The organism is Confluentibacter lentus, assembly GCF_002806995.1.
In the GTDB taxonomy this organism is placed as follows: domain Bacteria; phylum Bacteroidota; class Bacteroidia; order Flavobacteriales; family Flavobacteriaceae; genus Confluentibacter; species Confluentibacter lentus.
This window is the reverse complement of the sequence record NZ_NIHE01000011.1, coordinates 50,974-64,860: the sequence shown is the minus strand read 5'-3', so window position 1 is coordinate 64,860 and position 13,887 is coordinate 50,974. Positions and strand designations below refer to the sequence as shown.

Annotated in this window: 10 protein-coding genes; 2 read left to right on the top strand and 8 right to left on the bottom strand. The window is 36.0% G+C overall.

The features are described 5' to 3' along the window. Window positions 1–97 precede the first annotated feature (97 nt). From CDH50_RS14745 to CDH50_RS14735, 3 genes are all read right to left on the bottom strand, one after another. Window positions 98–1,369, bottom strand: a complete 1,272-nt coding sequence (locus CDH50_RS14745) for a mandelate racemase/muconate lactonizing enzyme family protein (RefSeq protein WP_100613057.1) — start codon at window positions 1,367–1,369, stop codon at window positions 98–100. Between the two features lie 115 nt (window positions 1,370–1,484). Further along, window positions 1,485–2,354, bottom strand: coding sequence for a hydroxypyruvate isomerase family protein (locus CDH50_RS14740; RefSeq protein WP_100613056.1), 870 nt, complete (start codon window positions 2,352–2,354; stop codon window positions 1,485–1,487). Window positions 2,355–2,439: 85 nt separating this feature from the next. Next, window positions 2,440–3,978 carry an alpha/beta hydrolase family protein gene (locus tag CDH50_RS14735; RefSeq protein WP_100613055.1) on the bottom strand — a complete coding sequence of 513 codons (1,539 nt, stop codon included), beginning with the start codon at window positions 3,976–3,978 and terminating at the stop codon, window positions 2,440–2,442. 217 nt (window positions 3,979–4,195) lie between these two features. Between CDH50_RS14735 and CDH50_RS14730 the strand changes: the two genes are divergently transcribed. Next, window positions 4,196–5,821: an ABC-F family ATP-binding cassette domain-containing protein gene (locus tag CDH50_RS14730; protein ID WP_100613054.1), complete on the top strand. Its 1,626-nt coding sequence runs from the start codon at window positions 4,196–4,198 to the stop codon at window positions 5,819–5,821. Between the two features lie 115 nt (window positions 5,822–5,936). On the opposite strand, the gene CDH50_RS14725 is transcribed toward CDH50_RS14730, so the two are convergent. After that, window positions 5,937–6,173, bottom strand: a complete 237-nt coding sequence (locus CDH50_RS14725; RefSeq protein WP_100613053.1) for a putative signal transducing protein — start codon at window positions 6,171–6,173, stop codon at window positions 5,937–5,939. Window positions 6,174–6,255: 82 nt separating this feature from the next. Here CDH50_RS14725 and CDH50_RS14720 point away from each other — a divergent pair, with 82 nt between their 5' ends. Then, window positions 6,256–7,497, top strand: coding sequence for a hypothetical protein (locus CDH50_RS14720; RefSeq protein WP_157805001.1), 1,242 nt, complete (start codon window positions 6,256–6,258; stop codon window positions 7,495–7,497). Here the strand turns inward: CDH50_RS14720 and pheT are convergent. The 4 genes from pheT to recG all read right to left on the bottom strand — a co-directional run bounded on the left by pheT (window position 7,473) and on the right by recG (window position 13,876). Then, a complete protein-coding gene (pheT, locus tag CDH50_RS14715) occupies window positions 7,473–9,899 on the bottom strand; it encodes a phenylalanine--tRNA ligase subunit beta (protein WP_100613051.1) in 2,427 nt (808 codons plus the stop codon). The two genes, CDH50_RS14720 and pheT, sit on opposite strands and share 25 nt — an antisense overlap. Window positions 9,900–9,996: 97 nt before the next feature. Beyond that, complete coding sequence (gene miaE / locus CDH50_RS14710; RefSeq protein WP_100613050.1) at window positions 9,997–10,578, bottom strand: tRNA-(ms[2]io[6]A)-hydroxylase; 582 nt, start codon at window positions 10,576–10,578, stop codon at window positions 9,997–9,999. 115 nt (window positions 10,579–10,693) lie between these two features. Next, window positions 10,694–11,626, bottom strand: coding sequence for a T9SS type A sorting domain-containing protein (locus tag CDH50_RS14705; RefSeq protein ID WP_100613049.1), 933 nt, complete (start codon window positions 11,624–11,626; stop codon window positions 10,694–10,696). A 147-nt stretch (window positions 11,627–11,773) separates the two neighbouring features. Continuing rightward, entirely contained in the window at window positions 11,774–13,876 is a 2,103-nt protein-coding gene (recG, locus tag CDH50_RS14700; protein ID WP_100613048.1) for an ATP-dependent DNA helicase RecG, read from the bottom strand. Between the last annotated feature and the right edge of the window lie 11 nt (window positions 13,877–13,887).

The following is a 13,887-nucleotide window of genomic DNA, read 5'->3' as shown; positions in this document are numbered from 1 at the left end:
TTTGTAGCCGAAATTGTTACTTATGTCTAATTTGGTTATTTCATAAAAAACGCCAACTAAATTGTTGGCGTTTTGTTTTCATTTAAATAGTTTTCCATTAATCCCACCAAGTTTCACCTTTAACCAAATATTTCTCTTTAATGAGTTTTTCATTCAGTTCTATACCAAAACCAGGTCGGTCACTTAATTGAATATGGCCTTTTACAATCATTTCCTTATCATAGCCTAACACGTCTGGATCGCCATTAATACCGCGGCCAGCACGATTCATAGGGTTAAAAATGAAGGCTTCATGAGCGACAAACTCCCTTACCGAAGCAGCAAAATTAGCCGATGCAATAGTAGCAATCGGGCCTGCTACATTATGCGTACACACAGGCATGTAATAGAGTTCTGCTAGGTCGGCAATCTTTTTAGCTTCCAATAAACCACCAGCCATGGAGACATCAATTTCAATCATATTCACGCCTTGGTTCACGATAAACGGACGGAAATCATCACGTGTATATAGATTTTCACCCGTTAGTACTGGGACTGGTGATTGTTCTGTTAACTTCACCCATTGTTCGTTATAAGCAATAGGCATAGGATCTTCAATCCAAGCAGGACGAATGGGTGCTACGGCACGGCAAAGGCGTAAGGCACTATCAAAATCGAATTCCCAATGGCAATGCACGGCAATATCAAATTCAGGCCCCAAAGCTTCGCGCATATTGGTAAAACCTTTGGCAATGGTGTCAACACCTGTGTTTGATAAACGACGATTATTTAAACTATTCCATCTTTGGTCACGGTCGATATCACTTTTGCAAGCTGTCCATCCTTGGTTTTTCATGAGTTCGGCAAATTCCTGTACCGAATCCTTTTCCAGCATATTTCTGGGTCTTGAAGATGCATAGGCACGAACTTCGTTCACATGGGCACCGCCGCCTAATATTTTACGGACGGGTTGGTCGGTAATTTTACCAATCAAATCCCAAAGCGCAAATTCCACACCGGTAATGGCGTGAGTTGCCAAGCCATGGTTTCCACCATAATAGGAAGTTCGGGTACTCATCTTAAACACCAAATATTCCAAATCCATGGGGTCTTTGCCCATTAATATAGGTTTACAAACATTTAGAACAATGTCCTTTGCACCATGACCGTTTTCGTCGTGGTGGCATTCTCCAATACCTACCAAACCAGCATCGGTAGTGATTTTTACAATCGGACTAACACGCATACTTCCCATTTGGACAAGCACACATTTAACGTCTGTTATTTTTACTTTTTTAGCTAGCGGATTCGCCCAAAGATTGTAGTAAGGCGTAAACATCATGGCAGGTGCGGTGATGGCCATGTTGCGAATAAACGTTCGTCTTTTCATTTTTTAGTTTAGTTTGAGTTTGGTTAATAAATATAAAAAATAATGGTTATTAGTTGGTTTTCAAAAGTTAAAAACAGGATTATTGGTTTTTAGAAAGTCAGGTTCTTAATTTTCACTATACATCACAAATAGTGACACCTTGTTTTAGGGCGGCTATTTTATCATCCCAAGAAGGAACAAATTCTTGTGCGACATACCCTTTATAGCCTGTTTTTAATATGGCTTTCATGATGGCAGGGTAGAAGAGTTCTTGTGTGTTGTCAATTTCATGTCGTCCCGGGTTTCCTCCCGTGTGATAATGACCGATGTATTGGTGATAATCCTGAATATTTCTAATAATATCGCCTTCCATGATTTGCATGTGGTAGATATCATATAATAATTTAAAATGATTGGAATTCAAACTTTTACACAGTTCAACGCCCCAAGCAGTGTGATCGCACATATAATCTTTATGGTCTACTTTGGAGTTGAGTAGTTCCATCTGTAAAACAACGCCATGCTTTTCTGCAAGGGGTAGAATTTGTTTCAATCCATCTGCACAATTCTGTAATCCTACGGCATCATCCATACCTCTGCGGTTGCCACTAAAACAAATTAGGTTTGTATATCCTGCTTCTGCCACTTTAGGAATCATTTCAGTGTAATTTTTAATCAGTTGTTCATGAAATTTGGTGTCACACCAGCCATCGGATAGACCTAGTTCAGCTCCCCAGCACATCGATGCATGGATGTTGTGTTTTTTTAGTAATGGCCATTCATCTGGACCTACCAAATCCATGGCTTTTATACCTAGGTTATTGAAGTGTTGTAATAATGGCTCTAAGGGAATGTCGTTGTAGCACCAACGGCAGGCACTGTGATGTATGTTGTTTTTCAATTCTGAAGATTTTTTATTGAAAGGAGTAGAAGGAAAAGCTTCAAAATGCGCTAAGGTTCCTACTGATACCGTCACGGTTGAGGCAATGAATGTACGTCTTTTCATTTTTAGGTTTAGTTTAGTATCTAAATATAAAAAACTCCAGCGTAAAACGTTGGAGTTCAAAAGTTAAAATTTCATAGGTTTTAAGTTAATTGGGTTTATAGCCTAATTTTTGACTTGCCCAAGGAATAAAATGCTGAAAGTTTGGGGCATCGGTATGTCCGCCATCATGTTGTCTCCAAGCCAATTCACCATCAAGCATATCTGTTAACATAGGTGGCATTACCTCTTTATGGTAATCGTTTGAAACACCTAAATCCTTTACGCCAAGTAGTTTGAAAACGGTTCCAGCAGCAATGGTTGCCTGATAACTTCCTTTTTGATCCAACCAAAGGGCATCTCCCTTTTCAGGAATGCCATAACTTATAAACGTTAGTTTAGGAGCCGCTAATGCCAGAAGTTGGTGCGAATCTACTGGTAAATCACACCCCGTCATTTTACCTAATTTACCTTTTTCAGCGGAATATTTAATATAATTACCGGCCATCCAATGATATTCTCCAGAGCTTCCAAGGTTTTCAACCGCTTCACCAAAAACGCGACGGTGTAAGGTAGCACCACCTTTCCCCGAGGAGCCAATCAGTCCCAAAGCAAAACGTGGTTCAAAAGCCAAGGTGACTAGTGCCGCTTTTCCATAACGTGAAACGCCTTCGATACCTACTTTTTTGGCATCGACTAGTGGGTCTGTTTCTAAATAATCCAATCCACGGGCAGCGCCCCAAGCCCAAGCACGAAGTGACCCCCATTGTTCTGGGGTACGAGGCTGCCCTTTGTTTACCAATCCAATAATACCTCTTGTAAGTCCGGCACCATTATCAGCTTGAATACTTGCTGTTGAGATGGTGGCATAACCCCAGCCTGCTGCCAATAATTGTTCGGTAGGAGGCGAGTTTCCATCTACAGGGGGCGCGAAAAATCCTGGACCAGCCAATCTAGTGATAGGTTCGTAAGCAGGATAACGCTCAAAAACGGTTTTCATATCGGGGTCATTAGCAATCATCATAGCTTTAAAACTTTTGTTGACTTTCTCTAAATCTTCTGGACTTGGCTGGGCAGGTGCTGGTAAACGAGGACTACCAAACATCATGAGTACGGGAACAGGGCCTTTTACATTGGTTGGTAAAACCACAACCATTTCTATATCCACATTAATCAAAGGGTAGGAACTATTATCGACATGACCCACTAATTTTTTTGCAATCACCGGAATGCGTCCAACACGTTCGTTGTCCACTATTTCAACCTTCCAAGTGACGTTTGGTACATTTTCGGGAATGCGTCCATATACTTCACGCTCAAACATTTCAACCAATTCTGGTCTTCGCGTATTCCACCACATGTCTGGCGTGGTGACTTTTTTGCCTTTATTGGTAACCAAAATCTCCGGCAATTCTGGGCAAGGGTTGGCGATGGCTTCGTCATAGTTTGCGGAATTTGGATTTGTTGGGTCACCACTTTTACCGGGTCTCACTTCGGTAATACCCAGTTGTTGCATCATATTGGCATGGTCTTCTTGTGCTGTAAAGGTTGTTAAAGGCGGATATTTACTAGTGTCGATGGGCGTGTTTTGTGCGAAAGCATTATTCATTGCGCCAAACATCAGTATCAAAAATACAAGTTGTTTCATAATGTTATTTAGTTAGTTTTAGGTAGTAGATAAAACTAAACTTTTTTTATATGTGTCATAAAAAAAATATGTTAAAATGTATTTTATGTCTAATTGTAAATTTTGGAGATATTTTATTTATTTAAAAATTAGATTTTTCCCTTTATTAAAAACAATCGTCTAAGTTTCGACTTCCCATTTCATTTTTCTACTTTTGCAAAAAAAATAAGCAAATAATATGTTATCAGTTTCAAACCTTTCAGTCCAATTTGGCAAACGTATCCTTTTTGATGAAGTAAGTACCACGTTCACCCAAGGAAATTGTTATGGTATTATTGGCGCAAACGGTTCGGGAAAATCGACATTTTTAAAGATTATTTCAGGTAAGGCAGACCCAACCTCTGGACAGGTGCATTTAGAACCTGGTAAGCGTATGTCTGTGCTAGAACAAGATCATAATTTATATGATGAGCATACGGTTTTAGAAACTGTTTTAATGGGAAACAAACCACTTTTTAAAATTAAAAGTGAGATGGATGCTTTGTATGCTGATTATTCTGATGAGAATGCTGATAAGATAGGCGAATTACAAGTGCAGTTTGAAGAAATGAATGGTTGGAATGCCGATAGTGATGCCGCTGCCATGTTATCGAATTTAGGTATAAAAGAAGAGTTTCATTATATTTTGATGAAGGATTTGGACGGAAAACAAAAAGTACGTGTGCTTTTGGCACAAGCGTTGTTTGGAAATCCAGATGTGTTGATTATGGATGAGCCTACCAACGATTTGGATTATGAAACGATTCAGTGGTTGGAAAACTTTTTGGCCAATTATGAAAACTGTGTGATTGTAGTATCGCATGACCGTCACTTTTTAGATGCTGTTTGTACGCATATTTCGGATATAGATTTTGGAAAGATTAACCATTATTCAGGGAATTACACCTTTTGGTATGAATCCTCGCAATTAGCGGCACGCCAACGTGCACAACAAAACAAAAAAGCGGAGGAGAAGAAAAAGGAATTGGAAGAGTTCATTCGTCGTTTTTCTGCGAATGTAGCTAAAAGTAAACAAGCTACCAGTAGAAAGAAAATGATTGACAAATTGAATATTTCTGATATACGGCCAACAAGCCGACGTTATCCTGCCATTATTTTTGAGCGCGATAGGGAAGCAGGCGATCAAATTTTAAATATTCAAGGTTTAGCAGCATCTGTAGATGGTGAAATATTGTTTAAGGATATCGATTTGAATCTTACTAAAGGTGATAAAGTGGTCGTTTTTTCAAAAGATTCTAGGGCAACTACCGCTTTTTACCAAATTTTGAATAGCAAAGAAAAACCAGATGCAGGTAAATTTGATTGGGGTATAACTACGACGCAATCGTACCTTCCTTTAGATAATAGTGAATACTTTAACAATAATTTGTCTTTGGTAGATTGGTTACGCCAATGGGCAACGACTGAAGAAGAACGAGAAGAGGTTTATATCCGTGGCTTTTTAGGAAAAATGATTTTTAGTGGGGAAGAAGCTCTTAAAAAATCGAATGTACTTTCAGGCGGTGAAAAAGTGCGTTGTATGTTAAGTAGAATGATGATGGTGAGGGCTAATGTTTTGATGTTGGATGAACCAACAAATCACTTGGATTTGGAAAGTATTACGGCGTTTAACAATTCGCTTAAAAACTTCAAGGGAACTATCCTATTTACTACGCATGACCATGAGTTTGCCCAAACGGTTGCAAACAGGGTCGTGGAGTTAACACCAAACGGTGTTATAGATAGATACACAACGTTTGATGAATATATGCAAGACCCAAAAATTAAGGAATTGCGAAATAAAATGTATTCAGTAACGGTTTAATTTTTTGTCATTGACTTCGTCGAATCTTCGATTTCCTGCGAATCCCGATAGCTATCGGGAAAGAATCCATTAAAGCGTTCGATTTTTAAAGATTACCGCCTTCGCGGCAATGACATTACGATTGAAATTCAGCGGTAACGCTTTCAACAATGTCCACAGCTTTGTCAAGTTCGTCCTCATGTACGTAAATTTCTTGAAGTCCTTGAATAGAGGCTCCAAAGCCAGCTAAACGTCCAGATTCCGTTTCATCTTTTATAACTGGGTTGATACCAATGGCGTTTAACTTTTTGGAAATAAGTTGAACTATTATAAAACTGCCAGTAAATATTTTTATGTAATCTGAGTTAAACATATTTTATTGCTATATTAGTAAAGTTAGTGAATTAAAATATGAACTCATTGTAAAAAACTGTTATTTTAAATATATCAAAGTATTGAAAAAAATTGCTCCTTATTTATTAAGTTCTTTAATGACCATGCTAATGTTTTGTTTGCATTTGTTTAGTGGTATAAACACTATGATTAATGGAGAAAGTTTTTGGATATCCAACAGTGACTTAATAGAAGTCGTAGAATTACATAAAAACCATCCAGTTTTTTATAAAAGGCAGTTAACGACATTTTTTATAGAATTTTTTTCTAAATTTTTTTCAATTGAAATAGGTTATTCGTTTGTTTTGGTCAATTTTACATTTTTTTTCATTTGCGGGCCTTTATTATTTTACTTATCGCAGCAGATTATTAAGAATTCAAAGATTGGTTTACTCTCTGTTTTAGCTTTTTATTTATGTTTTTCTAATCTATTTGCATTTTTCATCCCTGTTTACACTTATGACGAACCTTTGCAGTTTTGTTTTATGTTTTTAAGTTTAATACTTTTTATTAAAGAAAGGATTTTTTGGTTCATTCTAACCTTTAGCTTAGCTATTATAACCAGAGAAACAGCTATGATATTGATTCCAGGACTTTTTATGCTGTATGTTTATGAAAGCAAGATTGATTTTAAGGGAAATTTTGAATCAATACGTGTTAGAGAAAAAACAATAGCTTTAGCTGTTCCAATATTGGTTTATTGCTTTTATGTTTATTTTGTTATGCAGGAATCAAAAGATTTTGAGTCATCTAGGGACTATCTCTTGCTTAGGTTTTCTAGGATGGGCTATAATTTTCAAAATTTAGATTTCATAATTGAAACCATTGGAGCCATAATAATCATGTATTTAATTCCTATATATTTTTTATTTCAAAGTTTTAAGAATCCTTTCTTTTTAAGTTTAAAACTTAACAAGTTTGTTAAAGCCTTCTTTTTAACACTGGTAATAAATTTAATTATTGTTTTGTTAAGTGCTAGAGCCCGTGAATTGAGATTGTTAGTAATGCCTTTATTTTTCTTGTGGCCAATATTTGGATTCTTTATGAGTCAAGAATTGAAACATTTACTACTTGTAAGGCAAAATTATTTTGACGTATTTGCAAAGATAAAATACATATTGGCGATTACATTTTTAACCGTATTAAATTTTATAGTATCTTTTAAAATATATCACACTACTATAGGTCCTAAAATAGGAGTGTTCAATGTTTACTTATTTTTATCTATAAGTCTTATTATTATTCATTATTTAATAAAGCATGATAAAAGCAAAAAACATTACCTCAATTCAGCCCCTAATTGATTTTCAAATTGAATTTGAAGTGTGCTCATGATCTTATCAATTTGCTTATCGGTTAGTGTATTGTTTTCATCTTGTAATGTGAAGCTAACAGCATAACTTTTTTTGCCAGTTGGTAGATTTTTACCTTGGTACACATCAAATAAATTAACACTTTTAAGTAATTGCTTTTCGCTTTGCTTTGCTATTTTATAAATGGATTCAAAAGTTATGTTATCATCTATAAGCAAAGCAAAATCCCTGCGGACTTCTGGGTATTTAGGAATGGCTTTAAACTTGATGGTGTTATTTTTTATAACTTCTAAAATAGCATCCCAATGAACATCAGCAAACAAGACTTCTTGTGAAATATCAAAATGTTTAAGTATGGATTTTTTAACAAGTCCGAAATCAACCAATTGTTTTTTTCCTAAACCTATAGTTAATCCTTCACTAAACAAATCATTATTAATTGGTGTTTCAGTATATCTGGAAATTCCTAAACGTTCCAATAATGCATTAATCGTTCCTTTAAGAAAAAAGAAATCACTTTTTTCATTAGCAACATGCCAATGTTCTTGGTTTTTATTTCCGGTTACAAAAACAGTGAGATGTTTAAATTCCTCACGTTTGTCATTATAACTGTGATAGGTTTTGCCAAATTCAAACAGTTTCAAATCACTGCGTTTTCTGTTGATATTATATGAAACTGATTCCAGTCCAGAAAACAATAAGGATTGTCTTAAAACAGACAAATCGCCACTCAGAGGATTTAATATTGTGATATTATGTTCCTCTTTTAATTGGTTGGTTAATGAAATATAGTTAGGCGTTGTAAGCGAGTTTGCCATAATCTCCAAAAAGCCTTGAGCAGCTAATTGGTTACCAACAATGTTTTGAATTTTATGGTCTTCAAAACGTGTGGAGCTGGAAACCGAAGCATTTAGTTTTTCGGTAATGTTGATATTGTTATAGCCATAAACACGCAGAATTTCCTCAATAATGTCTGCTTCACGAAGCACATCATTTCTATAGGCTGGTACTGTTAAGCCCAAGCCCGTTTCCGTAACATTATTTATTTTAATTTCCAAGGACGTTAATATACGTTTAATGGTTTCCTTAGGAATTTCCTCGCCTATTAACTTTTTGGCATTTTCAAAACTAAACCGTACCTGAAAATCCTCAATTTTTTTGGGATAAATATCAATAATGTCACTAGTAATTTCACCACCAGCAACTTCTTGAATCAATAATGCGGCGCATTTAAGTGCGTATTCGGTAATATTTGGGTCGATACCGCGTTCAAATCTAAAAGAAGCATCGGTATTCAATCCGTGTCGCTTTGCAGATTTCCGAATGCTAACCGGATTAAAATAAGCACTTTCTAAGAAAATATTGGTTGTACTTTCAGAAACGCCGGAGTGCATACCTCCAAAAACACCCGCAATACACATGGGTTTTTCGGCATCGCAAATCATTAAATCATCCTCATGCAGTTCGCGTTCAACGCCATCGAGGGTTGTGAATTTTGTTCCAGAAGGTACAGTTTTGACTTCAATTTTATGGCCTGAAATTTTAGCTGCATCAAAAGCGTGAAGTGGCTGACCCAAGTCGTGCAGCACATAATTGGTCGCATCTACAACATTATTTATAGGCTTTAATCCTATAGATTTCAGACGGTTTTGCAACCAAACAGGAGATGTTTCTACTTTTATTCCAGAGATGGTTAAGCCACAATAGCGAGGTGCCAATTCTTTATTTTTAACATCAACATCAATTTTTAATGTTCTACTATCAATATGAAAGGCACTCACAGATGGTGTGATAAACTCTAAAGTAATATCTTTTTGAATCAACCCCGCTTTTAAATCGCGTGCAGTTCCTAAATGGCTCATGGCATCAGCCCTATTTGGAGTTAATCCGATTTCAAAAACATGGTCATTTTCAACATCAAAAATGTCTGCTACGGGTGTGCCTACTTTACATGATTCATCAAGTACCAAAATACCTTCGTGAGATGCCCCTAGGCCAAGCTCATCTTCGGCACAAATCATTCCATGACTTTCTTCGCCACGGATATTTCCTTTTTTAATGGTCCAAGATTCACCTTCTTTGGAGTAAAGCGTCGTTCCAATAGTGGCGACGGGTACTTTCTGACCAACAGCTACATTTGGAGCACCACAAACGATTTGCAAAGGATTTTCCTCTCCAATATTAACAGTTGTGATTCTTAATTTATCCGCATTTGGGTGTTTAATACACGTTAAAACTTCTCCAACTACAACACCTTCTAGGCCACCTTTTACAGATTGATAGGACTCAATGCCTTCAACCTCAAGACCCAAGTCTGTTAGTAATTCGGCAGTTTGTTCAGGTGTCCAATCAATCTTAATAAATTGTTTTAACCAATTGTATGAAATCTTCATGAAAATTTACAGTTTTATAAGCTAGCAAAGATAAAATATTGAAGCTAGCATTCAAACATTGCAATGTAATTTATGGATAAAATAGTAAGTGGATGTTTTACCCGTGTATGGTTTCATGTTTACCATAGTTTTTTATCACTTCGCTTTCAAAATCGACTAACTCTTTCCAACGTTTATCAACATCAATATCTTTTCCGTATTTTCTAGCGAAGCCGATGAAAGTTGTATAATGCCCCGCTTCACTAATCATTAAATCATTGTAGAATTTGGAAAGTTCTGGGTCTTTTATTTCTTTGGAAAGAAGCTTAAAACGTTCGCAACTTCTGGCTTCAATCATGGCTGAAAACAACAATCTATCTACCATGCATTGCAATCTGTTTCCGCCTTTATTCATGAATTTATAAAGTTCGTTCACGTAACTATCCTTGCGTTCCCTACCTAGTTTGTAACCACGTTTCTTAATGATGTCGTGAACCATTTGGAAGTGCTCCAATTCTTCTTTGGCAAGTTCTAGTAAATCCGTAACCAAATCGGTATGTTCAGAATTTAGAGTGATTATAGTAATGGCATTCGTGGCGGCTTTTTGTTCGCACCATGCATGATCGGTAAGTATTTCTTCAATATTACTTTCTACAATATTTACCCACCTAGGGTCAGTTTCTAATTTTAAATGGAGCATGATTAAATTTTCAGTAAATATAAATAATAGCAAGACTATTAAAGTCTTAACTTAGATAATTACACTAAAAGGATTAACTCATTTAATAGAACAAGAGTGAAAAATAGAAAAAGGATTATTTTACGAGTAATTTTGCTGAGTAAGAATTGTTTACGCTACTTAAAGTGAGAAAATAAAGTCCTGATTTTAAATACCCTATTTCCAATTCTTCAATATCGTTTTTAAATGTTAGATTTAATTTGTTTGATACTTGTTTACCAACAATATCCATAATTGTTACTTTATAGGAATCTGGCTGAATACCGTTAAGGGAAATTTTGCTAGATGAAGTTACTGGGTTTGGAAAAACCTTGAATTTTTTTGCGTTTTCAATATCAGTAACCGATAATGTGGTGGAGCAGGTTGCTTCTTGAATACTTAAATTAGTAGGATTAGATACTGTACTTTTACTTAATACAATTCTATCTAATAGGTGGAATTCTGATCGTGCGGATATCTCCATGGTATATATACCTGGCGAATCAAATCGAACAAAAACCTCATGGCCATCGTTGTCACTTACTAGGGTAGACCATGTCCAATTCGTAGTTCCGTTTGAATATACCTTAAACCAACCGGCAGATCCTGCACCTTCTGGATTCGGAGTTTTACCACTTCCTGTTGGATAAATAATGCTCGAGCCATCTTGTCCGAAGAAGTTATCAGCATCTGGAAAACGTAGCCACGAATCATTTTCATCTGTTGAGCTAGTGCCAGCACCAACTTTAGTGCGCCATTGGAATTTATATAGCCCAGTATTGTTTATCTTTATATTGACTGAAAATTTACCTGTACCTGGTGTGTTAAAATAACTCCCATTTCCCCATTCTAAATATCCACTGCCCGAAAATCCAGTAATATTATTTTTAACATCCCATAGACCATCTGTATCCATATCTTCAGCTTCTATGACTACAATATTGTTGGATTCTTCATAAAAACAGTCTGAGTTTTGGGAAAACACAATAGATTGTATGAATATGAATGTGAAAAAAGTAATAAATTTCATTTTTAGAGGGATTAAATGTTATAAAGAGAGAATAATTAGGAGATTCTTTCTCTAGGCAATATTACTAATTAATTTCTTTTAATAAAAATTAAATCATTTTAATAATTAACACATTATCAACATACTGCATGTATCTGATTTAATGGTTTAACTTATATAATTCCAAATATTTTTGAATTTTGCTAGTTCTTGATAGGTGTTGAGAATAGCTTTGTTTTCCGTATTAGATAGCATAGGGTCGCTGTTTAAAACTTTTTTTGCGTGAAATCGAGCATTTTGAAGAATATCTTTATCCTTTATTAAATCAGCTATTTTTAGATTTAAAACACCGCTTTGTTGAGTTCCCATAATATCTCCTGGTCCACGTAATCGTAAATCGACTTCAGCAATTTCAAAACCGTCCGAAGTTCTTACCATCGTTTCTAATCGTGTTTTGCTGTCCGCGCTCAATTTATGGCTGGTCATTAAAATGCAATAACTTTGTTCGGCACTTCGACCAACACGACCGCGTAATTGGTGCAATTGTGATAACCCGAAACGTTCAGCACTTTCAATAATCATTACTGATGCGTTGGGAACGTTTACGCCGACTTCAATCACTGTGGTAGCCACCATGATGTTTGTTTCGCCTTTTATAAAACGTTGCATTTCATAATCTTTATCGGCGGGTTTCATTTTGCCGTGGACAATCGAGATTTGATAATTGGGCAAAGGAAAATCTCTGGAAATGCTTTCATAGCCATCCATCAAATCTTTATAATCCATAGTTTCGCTTTCTTGGATTAATGGATAGACAATATAAATCTGTCTGCCCTTCGCAATTTCATCACGTATAAATTTGAAAACATTCAACCTGTTTTTGTCGTAACGATGCACGGTTTTTATGGACTTTCTTCCAGGAGGTAATTCGTCAATTATGGAGATGTCTAAATCACCGTAAACGGACATCGCTAATGTTCGTGGAATGGGTGTTGCCGTCATGATTAAAACATGTGGTGGCGACGTGTTTTTTTTCCATAATTTGCTTCGTTGTTCCACACCAAAACGATGTTGTTCATCTATGATGGCGAGTCCTAAATTTTTGAATTTTACCTTATTTTCAAGTAAGGCGTGGGTGCCAATTAAGATGTCTAATTCGCCATTTTCTAAAGATTCATGAATTTTTGTTCGTTCTGAAGTTTTAGTTGAACCAGTGAGTATTTTTATACTGATATTCAATTTGTTACATAATTCAACTAAATTGTTATAGTGTTGAACTGACAAAATTTCAGTCGGAGCCATTAAACACGCCTGAAAACCGTTGTCAAGTGCGATTAACATTGACATGAGCGCCACAATGGTCTTGCCAGAACCTACATCGCCCTGCAACAATCGATTCATTTGTGCATTGCTACCTAAATCGGCTCTGATTTCTTTTAAAACACGCTTCTGTGCATTGGTCAATTCAAAGGGCAAATGGTCTTTAAAAAAGGTGTTGAAATAGGTGCCGACTTTTTCAAAAGGAAAGCCTTTTATTTTCGATTTATGAATGAGATTTTTTAAAATCAATTGCAATTGAATATAGAAAAATTCCTCAAACTTTAATCGGTATTGCGCACGTGCCAATAGCTCTTGGGTTTTTGGAAAATGCACGTTAAAAAGCGCATCACTTTTACTAATTAATTTCAATTCCGAAAGGATATTTTCTGAAAGCGTTTCGCTAAATCTGCCATTGGTTTCCAAAAAAAGCTGCTGCATGATTTTACTAATCACTCGGTTTGTGATGCCTTTATTGGATAACTTTTCCGTGGAAGGGTATACGGGTTGCATGGCAGAACGTAAATTTTTTTCGTGTTCTTCGAGCAATTCCATTTCGGGATGCGGCATGCTAAATCGGCCATTAAACCAATTGGTTTTTCCGAAAATAACATAATTAGTGTTTAATTTTATGCTTTCCCGAATCCATTTTTGACCCCGAAACCAAACCAATTCCATCAAGCCCGTGTCGTCTTGAAATGTAGCAACCAATCGTTTTCCCTGTTGTTGTGCTACTTCTTTAAACTCAGTTATTTTTCCAATCACTTGCACATCAGTATTGTTACGCTGCAGTTGATTGATTTTATAATACTGTGTTCTGTCAATGTATCTATTTGGAAATAAGTTGATTAAATCCTGATACGTATGAATACCCAACTCTGTGCGCAGTAAATCCGCCCGATTGGGGCCAACGCCTTTTAAATAATCTATAGGAGTTTGAAGATTAGTAATCATAGAACTAAAAT